Below are 20,554 nucleotides of genomic sequence, written 5' to 3'. Positions count from 1 at the left end.
AAATACCCCGATATAGTGGAATTTTTACGTAGTGTAGAGAAATCGCCTGCAACGTCAAAGGCGACTGCGCTACATCTTATTCTTTTTTAATATATATCAGAAGTTGTTCCGGCGTGGGCTTTCTGCTTTAGGGCACCCGGCATTTGTACCTTGTATTGCGCATACTTGCGCAGCGCAATTCGGTAGTTGTTGGTGCTGGTCGCAGGCAGCCACGGCTCCAGATTTTCATCCAGATAACCGGTTTTCAGCAGATCGCGAGAAATATTGTTTACGGTCAGATGTTGCCCAAGGCGGCGCAGGCGAACGACATATTCGCGAACGGTGCCGTGGCTCATCTCCGTTTGTTCAAACAGGAACTGCTTGAAGCCGATAATATCGAAGAAGTCGCTTTGCTCTTTGCAGTGGAGATCCCCACAGAAACGGCAAAGCGCCACCCACTCTTTTTGCTCTTCGAGCCATGCTGCTTCGTCCATCAACGTGTCGAGACGCGAAATCGCAATCTTATTGACGATTTCGCCCCGGCGAACCAGCGTGATACGATCGAGTAACTTGTTACAGTGGGCGCAATGCGTCTGGCTGTGTTTAAAGTCTTTCAGGTAGCGGCTTAAAGGCCGTCTTTTAGATTGCTGCACCGTCATGATAACTCCTGGTTGTCAATACGTTGTGCGGCATTTTTAAGGTGAATCAATCACCTATAACTTACCCAGCTTGGTTCGTAAGCGTTTAATGGCCTGGCTGTGCAGCTGGCTCACCCGCGACTCTCCCACCTCCAGAACAGCGCCAATCTCTTTGAGGTTAAGCTCTTCCTGGTAATAAAGGGTCAATACCAGCTGTTCGCGTTCAGGCAGAGCTTCAATAGCCTCCATGACGCGCTGGCGTAAATTCCCTTCCATTAAATGGTGTAACGGGTTTTCATGCTGGTGCTCGTCCGTCACCAGCTCGATGCTATCGCCATGCTCTTCGCGCCACTCGTCATAAGAGAAGAGTTGGCTATTATTGGTATCGAGCAACATCTGACGATACTCTTCAACAGCAATGCCAAGACGTTCCGCCACTTCGGTTTCCGTTGCGTTACGTCCCAGTTCCTGTTCCAGCTGCCCCATCGCATGCGCCACTTCGCGCGCGTTGCGGCGAACACTGCGCGGCACCCAGTCGCGGCTGCGCAGCTCGTCCAGCATCGCACCACGAATACGCTGAACTGCGTAAGTCGTAAATGCCGTTCCTTGCAGAGCGTCGTATCGGTCAACTGCATTCAATAACCCGATACCGCCCGCCTGTAGCAGATCGTCGAGTTCCACGCTCGCCGGCAAGCGCACCTGGAGGCGCAATGCTTCGTGACGCACCAGCGGGACATAACGCTGCCACAGCGAGTGTTTATCCATTACACCTTCAGCGGTATAGAGTGAATTCACGATAAACAGCCCTGCGTTAGTTGAGTTATCGGCATGATTATCCGATTCTGCAGGGCGTTCAATTGGATGAAAAAGGGGGATAAAGTGAGGTTATTCTGAGGTTGCCCACAACAGGGGCAACTTTTCTGGCTAAATTAACAGTTGTAACAATGAAAGATCGTCGCCCAGTTTGACGCTATCTATATGTTGATGAAAGAGCTTTCCCGCTTCCTGATTATGCTGGCTAAGGGAGTGGAAGCTGTAAATAACATCAATAATATTATCTTGTTCAATTTTCCCCGCCACGATCGCCTGACCGGCAAGTAACGTTTTAAGGAAATAGAACTCCGCAACGATTAAATAAAGGTTATTCAACATGCTGCGGCCATTGTTCTGCGGGAAGCCCTGCTCCCAGAGTTTGTATTTAAAAAAGTTCTTAAACAAATGGTCATTGGTCGCCAGGTAACTGCCCGCCACATCGCGCCAGACGGACTCGATGTTCTCCATGACTTTCTCTGCCGGCACGGTGTCACCCGCAGACTCAAATTGTTGATAAAGCTGAGAAAAATAACGATTCAACACGGCGCCGCCGCGGCTGGCTGTTTTCTTCGTAAAGAAACTCTGGATGAGCGAAATTAATGCGAATTTCAGTCTGTAGTTCTGATTAAATCCGCCTAATTCCGTTTTGATTTTACCGCTCACCAGTTCGTTAACCAGCGAGAAATAGACCGTTTCGAGCGTGCCGATATTCTCTTCGAGATTATCGAGCTTTTCAGCCACCATGAGGAATTTCACCACGGCGTAAACCTGTTCTTCAACGCTGACGCCCTCAACGCTGAAAATATTCTGGCAGAAGAGATTGATGACCTTTGCCTTCAAATCAATCATCGGCGCATTATTGACGTCCTGCTGAACAATGACAGATTCCATCAACGACATAGACTCCCGATCGTTCAACAGAAGTCGGGTCACTTCCGGACACGAGAGGTTCAGCGATTTTTCGATTTCATTTTTATAGACCCGGTTTGTCCGCGGGAACGACGTACAGGTTGGGCTTAAGGCCTGGATGCCCATGGTGCTATGAACAGAACAGAGTTTTTCCGTATCCATAAACGGGCAGTTTTTACTTTCCGTATGGAAAATCACTTCACCCCAGTGGTCATAGTTTTTTTTGGTGACTTTTATCGCCGTTTTCGCCGTCTGACGAATAGCGGCATTTTTACTGTTCAGATAGCGATTAACGGAGGATTTATCAAACGCGATGGTCCAGCCCTGACAACAATGTTCACGGCATTCCCCACCGACACATGAAAAATCTGCGACCAGCTTTGGTTGAGTGACACTGATTTGTTTCACAGGCGGATTCTCAAATAGCAGAGATAAAAAAACCCCGCCGAAGCGGGGTTTCACGCGTAAAATTAACGCAGCAGAGACAGAACGGTCTGTGGAACCTGGTTTGCCTGAGACAGAACAGAAGTACCAGCCTGCTGCAGGATCTGCGCGCGGGACATGTTGGAAACTTCAGTTGCGTAGTCAGCGTCCTGGATACGGGACTGAGCAGCAGACAGGTTGTTAGAGGTGTTGTTCAGGTTGTTGATTGCAGAAGTGAAGCGGTTCTGCACAGCACCCAGACCGGAACGAGCGGTATCAACTTTAGCAATAGCTTTGTCGATGGTGTCCAGGTCAGTAGCGGTCATTGCTGTCAGGTCGATAGCGTTCACGCCCAGAGTAGTGGTGTCAGCTTTAGCACCGCTCAGGTCCAGATCGATGGTGTCGCCGTCGTTTACGCCAACCTGAATTTTAACTTTACCAGCAGTACCAGCAGTGCCGTCCAGCAGTTTGATGCCGTTGAAGTCAGTTTTGCCTGCAACGCGGTTGATTTCAGCCAGACGCGCTTTAACTTCATCCTGCAGGGATGACAGGTCAGATGCGCTGTTGGTGCCGTTGCTTGCCTGAACAGCCAGTTCACGGACACGCTGCAAGTTGCTGTTGATTTCGTTCAGGGAACCTTCAGCAGTCTGCGCCATGGAGATACCGTCGTTGGCGTTACGTGCAGCCTGGGTCATCCCTTTGATCTGAGCGGTCATGCGGTTTGCAATCGCCTGGCCAGCAGCATCGTCTTTCGCGCTGTTAATACGCAGACCTGAAGACAGACGCTCGATAGCAGTACCCAGAGAAGACTGAGATTTGTTCAGGTTGTTCTGAGTGGTCAGGGACATCAGGTTAGTATTGATAACTGCCATAATTTTGTTTCCTTCAAAAATTGGGTTTTAGGTCCGGTGCCTAACACTCACAGCGTCTCTCACCGTCAACAAGGTTATCGACGGGTCCCCAAAAGACTTTAGAATCAATTTTGAAAAAATTGCAAAACATTGATTTTTAAACATTTTATTTTTAAAAAATCAATTAAGGTCCATCAGAGCGTTATTATTTATGCTTTTTTAACGCGCAAAGAGATGACAAAAAAGGCACACACTTATTCGTGTTTTCAATGCACGGATAATGACCCTAAAGTGCAATCCTTTCATTTACCCCGCCAGGACGTGCCTATTCTTTGGATTATTTTTTTCTCACCATCGTAAACTTTTACGTTGAGAGGCCGATAAGAGTCCTGAACTACTTTCGTATTTTAAGGAAAATATGCATGGCTACTATCAGTAACCTCGGGATAGGTTCTGCAGGACTCGGGGATTTATATAATCAGTTGGATGCAGCAGAAAGAACCAAGCTGACGACGATTACTTCCCAGCAATCAACGTATAACGCACAGTTAAGCGCTTACGGCAAACTGCAGAGCGCCATGACATCGCTGCAGACTGCGACCGCTGCGCTGGGTAAAGCAACTACCTGGAACTCAACGTCCGTTAGCAGCACCAACACGGCCTTTACCGCCACGACAACGGCAGACGCGTCCGTGGGTTCCTTTGTTGTCAACGTCAACCAGGTTGCAAAAGCACAGGCACTGACTACCGGCTCCTATGCAAACAACACGGATTTGCTGGGCGATACGACAGGTACGACGCGAAAAATCACCATCACCCAGCCGGGCACGAAAACGCCTTTAGAGGTCACCCTGGCGGATGGCGATACGTCTCTGGCCGGGATTGCGAGCGCCATTAATAAAGCGAACGGCAACGTCACCGCCAGCGTCATTAAAGCGAAAGACGGTGATTACCGCCTGATGCTGTCATCTAAAACCACCGGTACGGATGGTGCGATGACCATCAACGTTACCGGCGACGCCAAGCTGCAAAGCGCCATTGGTTATGATTCAACCACCAAAACGGGCGCGCTGACGGTGAACACCGGAGCTCAAAACGCAATTGTGGTAGTGAACAGCATTTCGATTGAGCGCCAGACGAATACCATTACCGATGCCCTGCCTGGCGTGACTTTCTCGCTGAAAGCAGAAAGCAAGGCAGATGAAACATTGGAGGTGACTCGCGCAACGGATGCGAACCAGAAGGCGATCACCGACTGGGTCACGGCGTATAACTCGCTGCAGTCCACCATTAACAGCCTGACGAAGTATGTTCCGGTTGATGCAGGCGCCGGCAGCCAGTCTACCAGCAACGGTGCGCTGGTCGGTGATGCGAACGTGCGCGGGGTTCAGTCCCAGCTGCGCGGCCTGCTGACCGAAGTGCAGGCCGGCTCCATTCAGATCATGGCCCAGTTGGGGATCACCCAGGATCCGGTGAAAGGCTCGGACGGTACCGTCGGTAACCTGAAAGTCGACACCGATAAGCTGAAAAAAGCGCTGACCGACAACCCGAACGCCGTACAGCAGTATTTTGTCGGTGACGGAAAGAAAACCGGTATGGCGACCCAGATGAACAACACGCTGACCACCATGCTCAGCACCAGTACCGGCAGCGCCGGGGTGATCCAGAACGCGAAAGACGGGATCAACAAAACGCTGAAAACGCTGGGCGAACGTTACGATGCCATGGATGCTCAAATTGAAGCCACCATGGCGCGTTACAAAACCCAGTTCACCAGTCTGGACGTATTAGTCACCAAAATGACCAGTACAGCCAACTACCTGACCCAACAGTTCTCACAAAAATAGTCGTAGCCTTCAGGAGTGGATATGTATAAGACCTCTGGTGTTCAATCCTATCAGCAGATAGGAGTAGAAAGCGCAGTCATGAATGCCAGTCCACACCAGCTGATTGTCATGTTGTTCGACGGGGCGCATAGCGCCCTTGTTCGCGCGCGTTTGTTCATGGAAGCCGGACAAATTCGTGAGAAAGGCGAAGCCTTATCCAAGGCCATCAACATCATCGACAACGGTTTGAAAGCAGGACTGAACATGGAGGTTGAGAGCGAATTGTCCGGTAATCTTGCCTCCTTGTACGAATATATGGTTCGACGTTTGTTGCTGGCGAATGTCAGTAACGACGTAGACGCAATTGTTGAAGTCGAGGGTTTATTAAACAACATTGCGGATGCGTGGAAGCAAATCGGCCCCAATGCGTCCTCTATTTCAGGATAATTTTGATGAATAATCCCAGCGCAGCGCTTAGCCACTGGCAGGCGTTACATGCTCAGAGCATTGCTATGCTAAATCTCGCACATTCTGGTCAATGGGATGCGCTTATCGAGCAGGAAATGCATTACGTTCAACTGGTGGAAAAAATTTCGCAGACACCCATCATGTCATGCCCTCCGGCTCAGGTTGAGCAAGCGCGTGCGCTGCTGGAAATGATCCTTGAAAATGAGAATGCGCTAAAGGCACTGCTGAAAGTCCGGATGGACGAACTGCGCAATCTGATTGATCAAACCGGTAAACAGCAATCCATCACGTCTACCTATGGAAAGCTGTCAGGGAATATTCTTTATCCAGAAAGTTTTACCCGCGACACACAACTATGATTTCTTCATCCATACTCCAGAAGTCTGCCAATGGCTTCTGGAGCAAGGATGATGAAAAACCCCACCCTGTTACAATGTTTTCACTGGTACTACCCTGCTGGCGGTGAATTGTGGCGAGAGGTCACGGCGTTAGCTCCCAATCTTAACGAAATCGGCATCAACATGATCTGGCTGCCGCCCGCCTGTAAAGGGGCATCCGGCGGGTATTCTGTCGGCTACGACACCTATGACCTGTTCGATCTTGGCGAGTTTGACCAGAAAGGCAGTATCGCCACGAAATACGGTGACAAGGCGCAGCTGCTGGAGGCCATTGATGCCCTCAAAAGCAACGACATTGCCGTGCTGCTGGACGTGGTGGTCAACCACAAAATGGGCGCCGATGAAAAAGAACCCGTGCGCGTTCAGCGCGTGAACGAACAGGACCGCACGCAAATCGATGACGAGGTCATTGAATGCGAAGCATGGACTCGCTACACCTTCCCTGCCCGGGCCGGGCAGTACTCACAGTTTATCTGGGACTACAAATGCTTCAGCGGCGTCGACCATATTGAAAACCCCGATGAAGACGGCATCTTTAAAATCGTCAACGACTACACCGGCGAAGGCTGGAACGATCAGGTTGATGATGAGATGGGTAACTTCGATTATCTGATGGGCGAAAATATCGACTTTCGCAATCACGCCGTGACCGAGGAGATCAAATACTGGGCCCGCTGGGTCATGGAACAGACGCGCTGCGACGGTTTTCGTCTGGACGCCGTCAAGCATATTCCCGCCTGGTTTTACAAAGAGTGGATTGAGCACGTCCAGGAAGTCGCCGACCAGCCGCTGTTTATCGTGGCGGAATACTGGTCCCATGAGGTGGATAAACTTCAGGCCTATATTGACCAGGTCGAAGGCAAAACCATGCTGTTTGATGCCCCTCTGCAGATGAAATTCCACGAGGCGTCACGTCAGGGCCGGGATTACGACATGAGCCAAATCTTCACCGGCACCCTGGTAGAAGCCGATCCGTTTCATGCGGTCACCCTCGTCGCGAACCATGACACCCAGCCTTTGCAGGCGCTTGAAGCACCGGTCGAAGCCTGGTTTAAACCGCTGGCGTACGCGCTGATCCTGCTGCGGGAAAATGGCGTGCCGAGCGTCTTTTATCCGGATCTCTTCGGCGCAAGCTATGACGACGCGGGAGGAGACGGTGAAACGTACCATATTGATATGCCAGTCATTGAGCAGCTTCACGAGCTGATCCTCGCGCGCCAGCGTTTTGCCCACGGCGTGCAAACGCTGTTTTTCGACCATCCAAATTGCATCGCCTTCAGCCGCAGCGGTACGGAAGACGATCCCGGCTGCGTGGTGGTGATGTCGAACGGGGATGATGGTGAAAAAGTGATTTGCCTGGGGGAAAACTACGGCAACAAAACGTGGCGGGATTTTCTCGGCAATCGCGAAGAAACCATCACCACGGCGGCGGATGGCGAAGGGACGTTTACCTGTAATGGGGGGAGCGTCAGCGTTTGGGTGATAGAGGATGCGCTGTAGAACGGGAAACGTGGGGCCTGATGCCCTCACCCCGTCCCTCTCCCACAGGGAGAGGGCGCAAACACCAAAAACGGCAACGAGGTGGTTGCCGTTTTGCGTTTACCCTCAGGGCAGCTTACTCTCGAGCGGATTCTTGCTCAGGTAATCGGCACACTCAACCGTTGGGCGGTCGACCTTCTGCAGCTCCAGCCCGTCATACTCAAGCGTCGAGCCATCGCGCTCCAGCGGATAGATATCCAGCTTACGCGTCACGTTGTAATAACTGTCTGAACGCAGCATGATTTTACCCGGCACGGCAATCACGCGCTGCCACTGACGGCAGTCCAGCGTATCGCCCTCTTCCGTCACCACCAGCGTGGCAATCGCCTTCGGGCTGACCATGTTGCTCTGCGGCCCTTTCGACTGCCAGTATCCCGCCAGATGCGCCGGGACAGGATGCTTGATCACGTCGTTATAATTATCGACCTGAACGCACCCGGTCAGTGCCAGCAGCACGCCAGCAATTGCTATTTTTTTCATCATCTTTCCTGCATTCGAAGAAAAAAATATTGTGGCATTAAAGCGCTGCGGCTGCCAGCGAAGATCGACAGGTCTTAAACCTGCATCCCCATCACTTCCTGATACGCAGACACCAGCTTGTTACGCACCTGGATCCCCATCTGCAGGGAAACCGAGGCTTTTTGCAAATCGGTCATCACATCATTCAGCGCCACGCCCGGCTCACCGAGGGTGAACTTCTCTGCCTGAGTGCGCGCGGCGGTCTGGGTATCACTGATACGGTCAAGAGCGGCATGCAGTTGCCCCGCGAAGCTGATGCTCGGCTGCTGATCTGCCACATTCTGATTACGGGCCGTCATCGCCGTTGCCTGCAACTGACTGATTACCCCTTCAATGCCCTGTATAGCCATGACTCTCCCCTGGATGGTTTTTTACGCGGTCAAGACTAACAGCTTGTCAATAAGATAATGGCGGTAAATAGCATGAAAAAACCAGGTTATTTGACGCATAGAAAATCACGAATCATCAAATAATGGCAGGGCCATCAATATGGAACTTTTGTCGTGTTTGCCGACCCGGGAGTCAGTTTTGTTTCTCTACACGAATAACGTAAACCACCAGGATTTAAGAGGTGCGCAATGAGTGCAACAGCATCGACAGCGCCGCAGAATAAATCACTCGAGTGGATGAACCGCCTTCGCGCGAATCCTAAAATTCCGTTGATCGTGGCAGGCGCTGCCGCAATTGCGATCCTTGTAGCGATGGTCCTGTGGGCGAAAAGCCCTGATTACCGGACGCTCTACAGCAATCTTTCCGATCAGGATGGCGGTGCCATCGTCACCCAGCTTACCCAGATGAACATCCCTTATCGCTTTGCCGATAATGGCGGTGCGCTGGAGGTCCCGGCTGATAAGGTGCACGAACTGCGTCTGCGTCTGGCTCAGCAGGGGCTGCCGAAGGGCGGTGCGGTTGGCTTTGAGCTGCTGGATCAGGAAAAATTCGGTATCAGCCAGTTCAGCGAGCAGGTGAACTACCAGCGTGCGCTGGAAGGTGAACTGGCCCGCACCATTGAAACATTAGGCCCGGTGAAGAGTGCCCGCGTGCACCTGGCGATGCCTAAACCTTCTTTATTTGTCCGCGAACAGAAATCACCCTCAGCTTCCGTTACCGTGAACCTTGAACCCGGCCGCGCGCTGGACGAAGGGCAAATCAGCGCGGTGACGCACCTCGTTTCCAGCGCCGTCGCCGGTCTGCCGCCGGGTAACGTGACGCTGGTTGACCAAAGCGGTCACCTGCTGACGCAGTCCAATACCGCCGGTCGCGATCTGAATGATGCGCAGCTGAAGTATGCCGCCGATGTCGAAAACCGTCTCCAGCGCCGTATTGAAGCGATCCTCGGCCCGGTGGTGGGTAACAGCAACGTGCACGCGCAGGTAACCGCACAGATCGACTTCGCGAACAAAGAACAAACTGAAGAGCAGTACAGCCCGAACGGCGATGCGGCTCAGGCGGTGATGCGTTCACGCCAGATCAATTCGAACGAGCAGGTCGGCGGTGCCTACCCGGGCGGCGTGCCGGGCGCGCTGTCTAACCAGCCTGCCCCGGCTAACGCGGCACCGATCTCTACGCCGCCGGCCAATCAGCAGAACGGTCAGCAAAATAATCAGCAGACCACCTCAACGACCAGTAACGCCGGTCCGCGCACCAGCAGCCGTAACGAAACCACGAACTACGAAGTGGATCGGACGATTCGCCACACTAAACTGAACGTGGGCGATATTCAGCGTCTTTCCGTTGCGGTAGTGGTGAACTACAAAACGCTGGCGGACGGCAAACCGCTGCCGTTGACTGCCGAGCAGATGAAGCAGATTGAAAACCTGACCCGTGAAGCGATGGGTTACTCCGAGAAGCGCGGCGATACCCTCAACGTGGTGAACTCACCGTTCAACTCGGTTGATGAGACCGGCGGTGAACTGCCGTTCTGGCAACAGCAGGCGTTTATCGACCAGCTGATGTCCGCAGGACGCTGGCTGCTGGTGCTGATTGTCGCGTGGCTGCTGTGGCGTAAGGGCGTTCGTCCGCAGCTCCAGCGCCGTGCTGAAGCCGAGAAAGCGGCTCGCGAACAGATGAACACGCGTCAGGAAACGGAAGAAGCGGTTGAAGTGCGCCTCAGCAAAGATGAACAGATACAGCAGCGTCGTGCTAACCAGCGCATGGGCGCTGAGGTCATGAGCCAGCGCATTCGCGAAATGTCAGATAACGATCCGCGCGTCGTGGCGCTGGTCATCCGCCAGTGGATGGGTAACGAACATGAGTAATACGCTTACGGGCACCGATAAAAGCGTCATCCTGCTGATGACCATTGGCGAAGATCGTGCGGCAGAGGTGTTTAAACACCTCTCCCAGCGAGAAGTGCAAATTCTCAGTGCGGCCATGGCCAACGTGCGTCAGATCTCCAACAAGCAGCTGACCGAAGTGCTGGCAGAGTTTGAACAGGAAGCCGAACAGTTTGCCGCGCTCAACATTAACGCCAACGACTACCTGCGCTCCGTGCTGGTCAAGGCGCTGGGCGAAGAGCGTGCCTCCAGCCTGCTGGAAGACATTCTGGAAACGCGCGATACCGCCAGCGGTATCGAAACGCTCAACTTTATGGAGCCGCAGAGCGCCGCCGACCTTATCCGCGACGAGCACCCGCAGATTATCGCCACCATCCTTGTCCACCTCAAACGTGGTCAGGCGGCCGATATTCTGGCCCTGTTCGAAGAGCGCCTGCGTCACGATGTGATGCTGCGTATCGCGACCTTCGGCGGCGTCCAGCCGGCCGCGCTGGCGGAGCTGACCGAAGTGCTGAACAACCTGCTCGACGGTCAGAACCTCAAGCGCAGCAAAATGGGCGGCGTGAGAACGGCGGCGGAAATCATCAACCTGATGAAAACGCAGCAGGAAGAGGCCGTCATTACGGCGGTTCGCGAATTCGACGGCGAGCTGGCACAGAAAATCATCGACGAGATGTTCCTGTTCGAAAACCTCGTCGAAGTGGACGACCGCAGCATCCAGCGCCTGCTTCAGGAAGTGGATTCCGAGTCGCTGCTTATCGCCCTCAAAGGTGCCGAGCAGCCGCTGCGCGAGAAGTTCCTGCGCAACATGTCTCAGCGTGCGGCCGATATCCTGCGCGACGACCTTGCCAACCGCGGCCCGGTTCGTCTGTCTCAGGTGGAAAACGAACAGAAAGCCATTCTGCTTATTGTTCGTCGTCTGGCGGAAACCGGCGAGATGGTGATTGGCAGCGGAGACGACACCTATGTCTAATGAGCTGCCCTGGAAGCGCTGGACGCCGGACGATCTGGCGCCTCCCCTCTCCGAGTTCACGCCGGCCGTCATCGCAACCGAAGAGCTTGACCCTGACGTCGAGCAGCCCGAGCTGACCGAAGAGGAGCAGCAGGCCCAGATGCTGGCGCAGCTGCAAATGCAGGCGCACGAGCAGGGCTATAACGCCGGTCTGAACGAAGGCCGACAGAAAGGCCACGAGCAGGGGTATCAGGAAGGTCTGGCGAAAGGGTTAGAGCACGGTATCGATCAGGCGCGCCAGCAGCAGGCGCCGATCCATGCCCGCATGCAGCAGCTGGTCAGCGATTTCCAGCACACCCTTGACGCGCTGGACAGCGTGATTGCCTCGCGACTGATGCAGATGGCGCTGGAAGCCGCGCGTCAGGTCATCGGCCAGACGCCCGTGGTGGATAACACCGCGCTTATCAAACAAATTCAGGGTCTGCTTCAGCAGGAGCCGCTGTTCAGCGGGAAACCTCAGCTGCGCGTCCATCCGGACGACCTGCAGCGCGTTGAAGAGAGCCTGGGCGCGACGCTTAACCTGCACGGCTGGCGTCTGCGCGGCGACCCGTCGCTACATCACGGCGGCTGCAAAGTCTCTGCCGATGAAGGCGATCTGGATGCCAGCGTCGCCACCCGCTGGCAGGAACTGTGCCGCCTGGCGGCACCGGGAGTCGTCTGATGACCGCGCGCCTCACCCGCTGGCTCACCACGCTCGACAACTTTGAGACGAAGATGGCGCAACTGCCATCTGTTCGTCGTTATGGGCGACTGACGCGCGCCACCGGCCTGGTTCTCGAAGCCACCGGCCTGCAGCTTCCGCTGGGCGCGACCTGCGTCATTGAGCGTCAGGATGGACTGGAAACGCGTGAAGTTGAAAGCGAAGTGGTCGGATTTAACGGCCAGCGCCTGTTCCTGATGCCGCTTGAAGAGGTGGAAGGCATTCTGCCCGGCGCGCGCGTGTATGCCAAAAACATTTCTGGCGATGGGCTGCAAAGCGGGAAGCAGCTGCCGCTTGGCCCTGCCCTGCTGGGCCGCGTGCTGGACGGCAGCGGGAAACCGCTCGACGGGCTGCCCTCCCCGGACACCACCGAAACCGGCGCGCTGATCACCCAACCGTTCAACCCCCTGCAGCGTACCCCTATCGAGCATGTGCTGGATACCGGCGTGCGCCCGATTAACGCCCTGCTGACCGTGGGACGTGGACAACGTATGGGCCTGTTCGCCGGCTCAGGCGTAGGTAAATCCGTCCTGCTCGGCATGATGGCGCGCTATACCCAGGCCGATGTGATCGTTGTGGGGCTGATCGGCGAACGTGGTCGTGAAGTAAAAGACTTTATTGAAAACATTCTGGGTGCGGAAGGCCGCGCCCGCTCGGTGGTGATCGCCGCACCGGCAGACGTGTCGCCGCTGCTGCGCATGCAGGGTGCCGCGTATGCCACCCGTATCGCCGAAGATTTCCGGGACCGCGGCAAGCACGTGCTGCTGATCATGGATTCCCTGACCCGTTACGCGATGGCGCAGCGTGAAATCGCGCTGGCCATCGGTGAGCCACCGGCGACCAAAGGCTACCCGCCTTCGGTATTCGCCAAACTCCCTGCGCTGGTGGAACGCGCGGGGAACGGCATCAGCGGCGGCGGCTCCATCACCGCGTTCTATACGGTACTGACGGAAGGCGATGACCAGCAGGACCCGATTGCCGACTCCGCGCGCGCGATCCTTGACGGTCATATTGTGCTGTCGCGCCGTCTGGCCGAAGCCGGGCACTACCCGGCCATCGATATTGAAGCCTCTATCAGCCGCGCAATGACGGCGCTGATAACCGAGAAGCACTACGCCCGCGTGCGTAACTTCAAACAACTGCTTTCCAGCTTCCAGCGCAACCGCGATCTGGTCAGCGTGGGGGCGTATGCCAAAGGCAGCGACCCGATGCTCGACAAGGCGATTAGCCTGTGGCCGCAGCTGGAGGCATTTTTGCAACAAGGCATTTTTGAACGCGCCGACTGGGAAGATTCAATTCAGGCACTGGAGCTGATTTTCCCGCAGGTGTAACACAGGTGGAGGGCGAAGGTCATGGCGCAAAACAGCGCGTTATCAACGCTGAAAGATCTGGCTGAAAAAGAAGTTGATGATGCCGCATTGCAGCTAGGCGCAATGCGACGCGGGTGCCAGCAGGCTGAAGAACAGTTGAAGATGTTGATCGACTATCAGCATGAATATCGCACCAACCTCAATACCGATATGACACAGGGCATTGGCAGCCAGCGCTGGATTAACTATCAGCAGTTTATCCAGACGCTGGAGAAGGCGATAGATCAGCATCGCCAGCAGCTTAACCAGTGGACCCAGAAAGTCGATACCGCGCTGAATTTCTGGCGCGAGAAGAAGCAGCGACTGCAGGCCTGGCAGACTTTACAGGACAGACAGATCGCGGCAACGACCCTGGCGGAAAACCGTCTGGATCAGAAGAAAATGGATGAGTTTGCCCAGCGCGCATCAATGAGGAAACCGGAATGATCACACTGCAACAACTGCTGATGAGCGACAGCGACCTGTCAGGCGGCACGCAAACGGGGAAAGGCACCGACGGTGCACAGGACTTTCTCTCTCTGCTGGCGGGCGCCCTGTCGGACGCAACGGGCAAGGGCAAAGATGCGCCGCTGACCCTGGCTGATCTGAAAGCCGCCGGCAGTAAGCTGTCAAAAGTGGCTCAGGACGCCAAAGGGGATACCACCCTGCAGGCCAAAATTGCCGACCTGCTTTCGCGCCAGACCGCGCTGAACGGCGATGAAACGTCGCCCGTCACGTCGCTTGATACGCTGGTTTCCGGGCTGGTGCCGCTGTCTAAGGGCGACGCGCTGAAGACGCTCAATGCGGCGAACAGCAAAGATGACGGTAAAAGCGAGCTGAGCGAAGAAGAGCTTGCCGGATTAAGCGCCCTGATGGCGATGCTGCCGCACCAGCAGCAAACTACCGCCTCTCGCGCGGCAGGCAGCGAGGGCGTTTCCGCCACCTCAACGCTGAATTCCGCGACGCTTTCGCAAAACGGCGCGGGCCAACCGTCCCTGAACGCGTCTGCGGGAAGCCACGATAAAGCGCAGAGTGCTACGCCTTATCAGAACCAGGTGAAAAATCACGAGCCGGCCCTGCAGGGCAACGCGCCTGCTACACCGGCCGTGGCCGCGGCGGCAGAGAAGCAGGAGCTCGCCAGCTCGTCCTCATCATCACCAACAGCTACTCTGGCACCGATTATGTCCAGCCATGCAACCAGTCAGACGGCCGCCACCGTCGCCAGCGCGCCGGTATTAAGCCAGCCTCTGGGGACCCACGAATGGCAGCAGTCCCTGAGCCAGCACATCACCCTGTTCACTAAGCAGGGCCAGCAGACGGCAGAGCTGCGCCTGCACCCGGAAGATCTGGGTCAGGTGCAAATTTCGCTTAAGCTGGATGATAACCAGGCCCAGCTGCAGATGGTCTCTGCGCACAGCCATGTTCGTGCGGCACTGGAAGCCGCGCTGCCGGTACTGCGGACCTCACTGGCGGAAAACGGCATTCAGCTTGCGCAGAGCAGCGTCAGCAGCGAGAGCTTCGCCGGGCAGCAGCAGTCCTCGTCCCAGCAGCAGCACCAGGCTTCGCGTTCCGGCAACACCGGCGGTTTTAATGAAGAGAGCGATGAGCTACTGCCTGTTCCTGCCGCCCTGCAGTCCGCAGCGCGCGGTAATAGTGCCGTAGACATCTTCGCCTAAACGCCAGAGGTAGCGTGATTATCCCCGTCTTTTCCACGCTTTGACGACAGCAGGACACGGGATAATCACCTTATTAAGCTGTACCGAAACAGGAAGCTCGTATCAGATGACTGACTCCGCTATCACCAAAAAAAGTAAGCGTTCCATCTGGATCCCGCTGCTGGTGTTGATCACGCTCGCCGCCTGCGCTACCGCGGGCTATAGTTACTGGCGTATGCAGCAGGAACCGACCACCGCTGCAGCCAAAGCTGAAGCACCGCCTCCGCCGGCTCCAGTGTTCTTCCCGCTGGATACCTTCACCGTCAACCTGGGTGATGCGGATCGCGTGCTTTATGTTGGCATTACGCTGCGCCTGAAAGATGAAGCCACCCGTTCACGTCTGAACGATTACCTTCCTGAAGTGCGTAGCCGCCTTCTGCTGCTGTTCTCTCGTCAGGACGCTTCGGCGCTGGCTACCGATGTGGGTAAGCAAAAGCTGGTCGACGCCATTAAACAAACGCTGGCGACCCCGCTGGTAAACGGCCAACCTAAGCAGGAAGTCACTGACGTTCTGTATACAGCATTCATTCTGCGGTAACGACATGGGCGACAGTATTCTTTCTCAGGCAGAAATCGATGCGCTGCTCAACGGCGACAGCGATAACAATGATGATCCTAAACCGGGTATTGGCGGCGATAGCGATATTCGTCCCTATGACCCGAATACCCAGCGTCGCGTGGTACGTGAACGTCTGCAGGCGCTGGAGATCATTAACGAACGTTTTGCACGTCAGTTCCGTATGGGGCTGTTTAACCTGCTGCGTCGTAGCCCGGATATTACGGTGGGTGCGATCCGCATTCAGCCTTATCATGAGTTTGCCCGCAACCTGCCGGTGCCAACCAACCTTAACCTGATTCATCTGAAGCCGCTGCGCGGCACCGGTCTGGTGGTGTTTTCGCCAAGCCTGGTGTTCATCGCGGTGGATAACCTGTTCGGCGGCGACGGGCGTTTCCCGACCAAAGTAGAAGGTCGTGAATTCACCCATACCGAACAGCGCGTCATTAACCGCATGCTGAAGCTGGCGCTGGAATCTTACAGCGACGCGTGGAAAGCGATTAACCCGCTGGAAGTGGAGTACGTCCGTTCTGAGATGCAGGTGAAATTTACCAATATCACCACCTCCCCGAACGATATCGTCGTTAACACCCCGTTCCACGTGGAGATCGGTAACCTGACCGGCGAGTTCAACATCTGCCTGCCGTTCAGCATGATCGAACCGCTGCGCGAGCTGCTGGTGAACCCGCCGCTGGAGAACTCCCGCAACGAAGACCAGAACTGGCGTGAAAACCTGGTCCGCCAGGTCCAGCATTCGCAGCTTGAGCTGGTGGCGAGCTTCGCCGATATCCCGCTGCGGTTATCTCAGATCCTGAAATTACAACCCGGTGATGTTTTGCCGATAGAAAAACCCGACCGCATTATTGCCCATGTGGATGGTGTCCCCGTGCTGACAAGCCAGTACGGCACGATTAACGGTCAGTATGCGTTACGCGTTGAGCACTTGATCAACCCGATTTTGAATTCGCTGAATGAGGAACAGCCCAAATGAGTGACATGAACAATCCGTCCGATGAGAACAGCGGAGCACTGGACGATCTGTGGGCTGACGCGTTAAACGAGCAAAAAGCACCCCCGGCCAAAAGTGCAGCGGATGCCGTATTCCAGCAGCTCGGCGGCGGTGACGTCAGCGGCACGCTGCAGGACATCGACCTGATTATGGATATCCCGGTTAAGCTGACCGTTGAGCTGGGACGCACCCGCATGACCATTAAAGAGCTGCTGCGCCTGACGCAGGGTTCCGTGGTGGCCCTTGACGGTCTGGCCGGCGAGCCGCTGGATATTCTGATCAACGGTTATCTGATTGCCCAGGGGGAAGTGGTGGTGGTTGCCGATAAATACGGCGTACGCATCACCGACATCATTACCCCGTCTGAACGTATGCGTCGTCTGAGCCGTTAAGCATGAAAACCCAGGCAACAATATCACAGCCTTCTGCCGTTCCCGGCTCGCCTCTGCTCCAGGTGAGCGGGGCATTGTTCGGTATTATTGCCTTTATTCTTATCGCCGCCTGGCTGGCGAAGCGCTTTGGCCTGGCGGGTAAAACCGCCGGTGCCCGCGGCCTGAAGGTCAGCGCCAGCACCACGCTGGGACCACGCGAGCGCGTGGTCATCGTCGAGGTAGACGATGCGCGCCTGGTCCTGGGCGTCACGGCCTCAAACATCAGCGTATTACATAAGCTGCCGCCCGCCCCTGTTGTGGTGGACGAGCGCGCAGACGCCCCTGCGGATTTTCAGTCCGTCATGAAGAGTTTGCTTAAGCGTTCCGGGAGATCCTGATGCGCCGTTTGTTATCCCTGACGCTTGCGGGCGTTGGCCTGTTTGCTCCCGCGGTCTATGCACAGCTACCCGGTCTGGTCTCCACCCCTCTCGCGGGCGGCGGACAAAGCTGGTCGCTTCCGGTGCAGACGCTGGTGTTCATCACCTCGCTGACGTTTATTCCGGCCATCCTGCTGATGATGACCAGCTTCACCCGCATCATCATCGTCTTTGGTCTGATGCGAAACGCGCTGGGAACCCCTTCCGCGCCGCCAAACCAGGTTCTGCTGGGGCTGGCACTGTTTTTGACCTTTTTCATTATGTCGCCGGTGATCGACAAGATTTATACCGACGCCTATCAGCCGTTCAGCGAAGACAAAATCTCCATGCAGGAGGCGCTGAATAAAGGCGCTCAGCCGCTGCGGGAATTTATGCTGCGCCAGACGCGCGAAGCCGACCTGGCCCTCTTTGCCCGCCTGTCCAACACCGGCGAGATGCAGGGACCGGAAGCGGTGCCAATGCGTATTCTTCTGCCTGCCTATGTCACCAGCGAGCTGAAAACTGCGTTCCAGATTGGCTTTACCATCTTTATTCCGTTCCTGATTATCGACCTGGTGATCGCCAGCGTCCTGATGGCGCTCGGGATGATGATGGTGCCGCCCGCGACCATTGCCCTGCCCTTTAAGATCATGCTCTTTGTACTGGTCGACGGCTGGCAGCTGCTGGTCAGTTCGCTGGCGCAGAGTTTCTACAGTTAAGGAACGGCAATGACACCCGAATCGGTCATGATGATGGGCACGGAAGCGATGAAAATCGCGATTGCCGTTGCCGCGCCGCTGCTGCTTGTCGCGCTGGTTACCGGTCTGATTATCAGTATCCTGCAGGCCGCCACGCAGATTAACGAAATGACGCTGTCGTTCATCCCGAAAATCATCGCCGTGTTCGTGGCGATTATCGTGGCCGGGCCGTGGATGCTGAACCTGTTGCTGGACTATATGCGCAACCTGTTTACCAATCTGCCGTACATCATCGGCTGACCTGACGATGCTGCACTTCACCAGCGACCAGTGGGTTCAGTGGCTCGGCGTCTATTTTTGGCCGATGCTGCGCATCATGGCGCTGATATCCACCGCCCCGATTCTCAGTGAGAAATCGATACCCAAGCGCGTCAAGGTGGGGCTGGGCATTATCATCTCCATTATCGTCGCGCCCTCTCTTCCCCCCGTGGATATTCCGATCTTCTCGGCGAATGCGGTATGGGTGGCCCTGCAGCAGGTGATGATTGGCGTCGCCGTCGGCTTTACCATGCAGCTCGCCTTTGCCGCGGTGCGTACCGCAGGGGAACTGATCGGCCTGCAGATGGGGCTATCGTTCGCCACGTTTGTTGACCCTGGCAGTCATCTCAACATGCCCGTGCTGGCGCGTATTATCGATCTGCTCGCCATGCTGCTGTTCCTGTCGTTCAACGGCCATCTCTGGCTTATCTCCATGCTGGTGGATACGTTCCATACGCTGCCGATTGGCGAAAATCCGGTGAACAGCAACGCTTTCCTCGCGCTTACTCGCGCTGCGGGGCTGATTTTCCTCAACGGGCTGATGCTGGCGCTGCCGATCATCACCCTGCTGCTGACCGTCAACCTGGCGTTAGGTTTACTCAACCGAATGGCGCCGCAGCTTTCGGTGTTTGTCATTGGTTTTCCGCTGACGCTAACGGTTGGGATTTTATTAATGTCATTACTGATGCCACTTATCGCTCCCTTCTGTGAACATTTATTCGGCGAGATATTCAACCTGTTAGCGGATATTGTCAGCGAGCTGCCACGTAAATAATAGCCCTCACTGTTGCTATTGTCTTTCTGAGGATATTCCTAAAATAAAACGCGTAAAACATCTTCCAGGATATATCTGACGCGGTTTAATTGTTTCTAACCATCTCACAATACTTAATATTTACTTTACTTTAAGAAGATTCCTGGCAAATTATACGTAACTTTACGGGATAGTGAGTCCGCCTGAAAGTCTTTGTCATGCTCACAGGTTTATTATTTTTTTCCATCCCGTATGGCTGTTTTGAGCTCTCAGGCAGATGGTGAATTATCGTTACGCATTGAGTGAGGGTATGCCATGTCAACGATCATTATGGATTTATGCAGCTACACCCGGCTAGGGTTAACCGGGTACCTGGCAAGCAGAGGGGTAAGAAAGAGAGACATCAACGATGCACACACCGTTGACGAACTCGCAACCGCTTGTGACGAACTAAAACCAGGCGTGGTGTTTATTAATGAGGACTGTTTCATTCACGATCCAGCCAACAGTCAGCACATTAAGCAAATCATTAATCAGCATCCAAAAACCCTGTTTATTGTTTTTATGGCGATCGCGAATATCCATTTCGATGAGTATTTGTTGGTCCGTAAAAATTTATTGATCAGTTCTAAATCGATTAAACCCGAGTCGCTGGATGACATTCTGGGTGATTATTTGAATAAAGAAGTTAAAAATGTAGGAGCGGTTAACTTACCCACCCTATCATTAAGCAGGACTGAATCAAGTATGCTGCGAATGTGGATGGCGGGACAAGGAACTATTCAGATCTCTGACCAGATGAATATTAAAGCGAAAACCGTTTCGTCACACAAAGGAAATATTAAAAGGAAAATTAAAACGCATAATAAGCAAGTGATCTACCACGTGGTACGCCTGACCGATAATGTGACGAACGGGATTTTCGTCAACATGCGTTAGTCGCTTAAGACCTGTGCACCCTACCTTTGATCTCTGGCCTGGCCAGAGATTTTTGCTTCTGGAAAGGTTGTCGGGCAC

General features: G+C 54.7%; 23 protein-coding genes and 1 pseudogene. 18 read left to right on the top strand and 6 right to left on the bottom strand.

Features of this window, described 5'->3' with window-relative positions:
• Positions 1-86 precede the first annotated feature (86 nt).
• The 4 genes from fliZ to ACERY3_RS13200 all read right to left on the bottom strand — a co-directional run bounded on the left by fliZ (position 87) and on the right by ACERY3_RS13200 (position 3,634).
• Complete coding sequence (gene fliZ / locus ACERY3_RS13215) at positions 87-638, bottom strand: flagella biosynthesis regulatory protein FliZ (protein ID WP_236903278.1); 552 nt, start codon at positions 636-638, stop codon at positions 87-89.
• 54 nt (positions 639-692) lie between these two features.
• The gene (locus ACERY3_RS13210; protein ID WP_039263779.1) at positions 693-1,412 is read right to left on the bottom strand and encodes an RNA polymerase sigma factor FliA; all 720 of its coding nucleotides are present in this window, start codon (positions 1,410-1,412) and stop codon (positions 693-695) included.
• 129 nt (positions 1,413-1,541) lie between these two features.
• Positions 1,542-2,747, bottom strand: a complete 1,206-nt coding sequence (fliB, locus tag ACERY3_RS13205; RefSeq protein WP_373225832.1) for a flagellin lysine-N-methylase — start codon at positions 2,745-2,747, stop codon at positions 1,542-1,544.
• A gap of 62 nt (positions 2,748-2,809) precedes the next feature.
• Entirely contained in the window at positions 2,810-3,634 is an 825-nt protein-coding gene (locus ACERY3_RS13200; RefSeq protein WP_058841426.1) for a flagellin, read from the bottom strand.
• A 401-nt stretch (positions 3,635-4,035) separates the two neighbouring features.
• On the opposite strand from ACERY3_RS13200, the gene fliD reads away from it, so the two are divergent.
• Genes fliD through amyA form a run of 4 tightly spaced genes read left to right on the top strand, consistent with a single transcriptional unit; the run spans position 4,036 to position 7,805 of the window.
• Positions 4,036-5,460, top strand: a complete 1,425-nt coding sequence (gene fliD / locus ACERY3_RS13195) for a flagellar filament capping protein FliD (RefSeq protein WP_262770458.1) — start codon at positions 4,036-4,038, stop codon at positions 5,458-5,460.
• 21 nt (positions 5,461-5,481) lie between these two features.
• Complete coding sequence (fliS, locus tag ACERY3_RS13190; RefSeq protein WP_023312296.1) at positions 5,482-5,886, top strand: flagellar export chaperone FliS; 405 nt, start codon at positions 5,482-5,484, stop codon at positions 5,884-5,886.
• A 5-nt stretch (positions 5,887-5,891) separates the two neighbouring features.
• Complete coding sequence (fliT, locus tag ACERY3_RS13185) at positions 5,892-6,266, top strand: flagella biosynthesis regulatory protein FliT (protein ID WP_023312297.1); 375 nt, start codon at positions 5,892-5,894, stop codon at positions 6,264-6,266.
• Between the two features lie 51 nt (positions 6,267-6,317).
• Positions 6,318-7,805, top strand: coding sequence for an alpha-amylase (amyA, locus tag ACERY3_RS13180; protein WP_039263834.1), 1,488 nt, complete (start codon positions 6,318-6,320; stop codon positions 7,803-7,805).
• Positions 7,806-7,910: 105 nt separating this feature from the next.
• Here the strand turns inward: amyA and yedD are convergent, their stop codons facing one another.
• Positions 7,911-8,324 (bottom strand): lipoprotein YedD, encoded by a 414-nt coding sequence (gene yedD / locus ACERY3_RS13175; protein ID WP_196366589.1) that lies wholly within the window; start codon positions 8,322-8,324, stop codon positions 7,911-7,913.
• Between the two features lie 74 nt (positions 8,325-8,398).
• Positions 8,399-8,713, bottom strand: coding sequence for a flagellar hook-basal body complex protein FliE (gene fliE / locus ACERY3_RS13170; protein ID WP_008500329.1), 315 nt, complete (start codon positions 8,711-8,713; stop codon positions 8,399-8,401).
• Positions 8,714-8,941: 228 nt separating this feature from the next.
• Here fliE and fliF point away from each other — a divergent pair, with 228 nt between their 5' ends.
• From fliF to rcsA, 14 genes and pseudogenes are all read left to right on the top strand, one after another.
• A complete protein-coding gene (fliF, locus tag ACERY3_RS13165; RefSeq protein ID WP_214579636.1) occupies positions 8,942-10,621 on the top strand; it encodes a flagellar basal-body MS-ring/collar protein FliF in 1,680 nt (559 codons plus the stop codon).
• Positions 10,614-11,612 (top strand): flagellar motor switch protein FliG, encoded by a 999-nt coding sequence (gene fliG, locus ACERY3_RS13160; RefSeq protein WP_023312301.1) that lies wholly within the window; start codon positions 10,614-10,616, stop codon positions 11,610-11,612. Before fliF ends, fliG begins: the two co-directional genes overlap by 8 nt.
• Positions 11,605-12,312, top strand: a complete 708-nt coding sequence (gene fliH, locus ACERY3_RS13155; RefSeq protein ID WP_373225831.1) for a flagellar assembly protein FliH — start codon at positions 11,605-11,607, stop codon at positions 12,310-12,312. The genes fliG and fliH overlap by 8 nt, the downstream gene beginning before the upstream one ends.
• Positions 12,312-13,682: a flagellar protein export ATPase FliI gene (fliI, locus tag ACERY3_RS13150; RefSeq protein WP_023336182.1), complete on the top strand. Its 1,371-nt coding sequence runs from the start codon at positions 12,312-12,314 to the stop codon at positions 13,680-13,682. The genes fliH and fliI overlap by 1 nt, the downstream gene beginning before the upstream one ends.
• 21 nt (positions 13,683-13,703) lie before the next feature.
• Positions 13,704-14,147 (top strand): flagellar export protein FliJ, encoded by a 444-nt coding sequence (fliJ, locus tag ACERY3_RS13145; protein WP_023312304.1) that lies wholly within the window; start codon positions 13,704-13,706, stop codon positions 14,145-14,147.
• The gene (fliK, locus tag ACERY3_RS13140; RefSeq protein ID WP_262771269.1) at positions 14,144-15,376 is read left to right on the top strand and encodes a flagellar hook length control protein FliK; all 1,233 of its coding nucleotides are present in this window, start codon (positions 14,144-14,146) and stop codon (positions 15,374-15,376) included. Before fliJ ends, fliK begins: the two co-directional genes overlap by 4 nt.
• 106 nt (positions 15,377-15,482) lie before the next feature.
• The gene (gene fliL, locus ACERY3_RS13135; protein ID WP_023312306.1) at positions 15,483-15,953 is read left to right on the top strand and encodes a flagellar basal body-associated protein FliL; all 471 of its coding nucleotides are present in this window, start codon (positions 15,483-15,485) and stop codon (positions 15,951-15,953) included.
• 4 nt (positions 15,954-15,957) lie between these two features.
• Positions 15,958-16,962 carry a flagellar motor switch protein FliM gene (gene fliM, locus ACERY3_RS13130; RefSeq protein WP_023336184.1) on the top strand — a complete coding sequence of 335 codons (1,005 nt, stop codon included), beginning with the start codon at positions 15,958-15,960 and terminating at the stop codon, positions 16,960-16,962.
• Complete coding sequence (fliN, locus tag ACERY3_RS13125) at positions 16,959-17,372, top strand: flagellar motor switch protein FliN (protein ID WP_023312308.1); 414 nt, start codon at positions 16,959-16,961, stop codon at positions 17,370-17,372. Before fliM ends, fliN begins: the two co-directional genes overlap by 4 nt.
• 2 nt (positions 17,373-17,374) lie before the next feature.
• On the top strand, positions 17,375-17,749 hold the full coding sequence (gene fliO, locus ACERY3_RS13120; protein ID WP_023312309.1) for a flagellar biosynthetic protein FliO: 375 nt from the start codon (positions 17,375-17,377) through the stop codon (positions 17,747-17,749).
• Positions 17,749-18,486, top strand: a complete 738-nt coding sequence (fliP, locus tag ACERY3_RS13115) for a flagellar type III secretion system pore protein FliP (protein ID WP_373225830.1) — start codon at positions 17,749-17,751, stop codon at positions 18,484-18,486. The genes fliO and fliP overlap by 1 nt, the downstream gene beginning before the upstream one ends.
• Positions 18,487-18,495: 9 nt before the next feature.
• Positions 18,496-18,765: a flagellar biosynthesis protein FliQ gene (fliQ, locus tag ACERY3_RS13110; RefSeq protein WP_008500315.1), complete on the top strand. Its 270-nt coding sequence runs from the start codon at positions 18,496-18,498 to the stop codon at positions 18,763-18,765.
• 7 nt (positions 18,766-18,772) lie between these two features.
• A pseudogene (fliR, locus tag ACERY3_RS13105) lies at positions 18,773-19,565 on the top strand (flagellar biosynthetic protein FliR); the annotation flags it as partial.
• A 287-nt stretch (positions 19,566-19,852) separates the two neighbouring features.
• Entirely contained in the window at positions 19,853-20,476 is a 624-nt protein-coding gene (gene rcsA / locus ACERY3_RS13100) for a transcriptional regulator RcsA (RefSeq protein WP_262771257.1), read from the top strand.
• Positions 20,477-20,554 lie beyond the last annotated feature (78 nt).

It is taken from the genome of Enterobacter cloacae complex sp. ESBL7, from assembly GCF_041679625.1.
Lineage (GTDB): Bacteria > Pseudomonadota > Gammaproteobacteria > Enterobacterales > Enterobacteriaceae > Enterobacter > Enterobacter asburiae_B.
This window is presented reverse-complemented; position numbering and strand designations above follow the sequence as displayed.

Bases quoted from the DNA above. Each gene is read 5' to 3' on its own strand.
- fliZ (WP_236903278.1), bottom strand. From the start codon at position 638: ATGACGGTGCAGCAATCTAAAAGACGGCCTTTAAGCCGCTACCTGAAA.
- ACERY3_RS13200 (WP_058841426.1), bottom strand. From the start codon at position 3,634: ATGGCAGTTATCAATACTAACCTGATGTCCCTGACCACTCAGAACAAC.
- fliD (WP_262770458.1), top strand. From the start codon at position 4,036: ATGGCTACTATCAGTAACCTCGGGATAGGTTCTGCAGGACTCGGGGAT.
- fliS (WP_023312296.1), top strand. From the start codon at position 5,482: ATGTATAAGACCTCTGGTGTTCAATCCTATCAGCAGATAGGAGTAGAA.
- fliT (WP_023312297.1), top strand. From the start codon at position 5,892: ATGAATAATCCCAGCGCAGCGCTTAGCCACTGGCAGGCGTTACATGCT.
- amyA (WP_039263834.1), top strand. From the start codon at position 6,318: ATGAAAAACCCCACCCTGTTACAATGTTTTCACTGGTACTACCCTGCT.
- yedD (WP_196366589.1), bottom strand. From the start codon at position 8,324: ATGAAAAAAATAGCAATTGCTGGCGTGCTGCTGGCACTGACCGGGTGC.
- fliE (WP_008500329.1), bottom strand. From the start codon at position 8,713: ATGGCTATACAGGGCATTGAAGGGGTAATCAGTCAGTTGCAGGCAACG.
- fliF (WP_214579636.1), top strand. From the start codon at position 8,942: ATGAGTGCAACAGCATCGACAGCGCCGCAGAATAAATCACTCGAGTGG.
- fliG (WP_023312301.1), top strand. From the start codon at position 10,614: ATGAGTAATACGCTTACGGGCACCGATAAAAGCGTCATCCTGCTGATG.
- fliH (WP_373225831.1), top strand. From the start codon at position 11,605: ATGTCTAATGAGCTGCCCTGGAAGCGCTGGACGCCGGACGATCTGGCG.
- fliI (WP_023336182.1), top strand. From the start codon at position 12,312: ATGACCGCGCGCCTCACCCGCTGGCTCACCACGCTCGACAACTTTGAG.
- fliJ (WP_023312304.1), top strand. From the start codon at position 13,704: ATGGCGCAAAACAGCGCGTTATCAACGCTGAAAGATCTGGCTGAAAAA.
- fliK (WP_262771269.1), top strand. From the start codon at position 14,144: ATGATCACACTGCAACAACTGCTGATGAGCGACAGCGACCTGTCAGGC.
- fliL (WP_023312306.1), top strand. From the start codon at position 15,483: ATGACTGACTCCGCTATCACCAAAAAAAGTAAGCGTTCCATCTGGATC.
- fliM (WP_023336184.1), top strand. From the start codon at position 15,958: ATGGGCGACAGTATTCTTTCTCAGGCAGAAATCGATGCGCTGCTCAAC.
- fliN (WP_023312308.1), top strand. From the start codon at position 16,959: ATGAGTGACATGAACAATCCGTCCGATGAGAACAGCGGAGCACTGGAC.
- fliO (WP_023312309.1), top strand. From the start codon at position 17,375: ATGAAAACCCAGGCAACAATATCACAGCCTTCTGCCGTTCCCGGCTCG.
- fliP (WP_373225830.1), top strand. From the start codon at position 17,749: ATGCGCCGTTTGTTATCCCTGACGCTTGCGGGCGTTGGCCTGTTTGCT.
- fliQ (WP_008500315.1), top strand. From the start codon at position 18,496: ATGACACCCGAATCGGTCATGATGATGGGCACGGAAGCGATGAAAATC.
- rcsA (WP_262771257.1), top strand. From the start codon at position 19,853: ATGTCAACGATCATTATGGATTTATGCAGCTACACCCGGCTAGGGTTA.